The 413-nt window shown below is 46.0% G+C and carries 1 protein-coding gene; it reads left to right on the plus strand.

Annotated features, from left to right (window positions below):
- Positions 1–413: aldehyde dehydrogenase family protein (locus tag HC176_RS16930; RefSeq protein ID WP_167920182.1), on the plus strand; the 413-nt coding region annotated here is incomplete at both ends.

Consider the following 413-nt stretch of genomic DNA (forward strand, 5'->3'; position numbering starts at 1 on the left):
GATGCCAATATTAAAAACACTGTCATAGGTGCCGTTTTTGGAGCGGTAGGAACCTGCGGCCAACGTTGTACTTCCACGAGAAGACTCATTGTTCATGAAGATGTCTATGACAAAGTTAAAGACGCTATTGTAGCGGCTTACAAGCAACTGCGCATAGGAAATCCGCTGGATGAGAACAATCATGTCGGGCCGCTTATCGACAAGGATGCCGTAAAAAATTATCAGGCTGCATTAGATAAAGTGGTAGAAGAAGGCGGTAAGGTTATCGTGGAAGGCGGAGTGCTGGAAGGACAAGGCTATGAAAGTGGCTGCTATGTAAAGCCGGCAATCGCCGAAGCTAAGAACGAATATGAGATCGTGCAGCATGAGACTTTTGCACCTGTACTATATCTTATGAAGTACAGCGGGGATCT

The sequence above is a fragment of the Tamlana crocina genome (assembly GCF_012037625.1).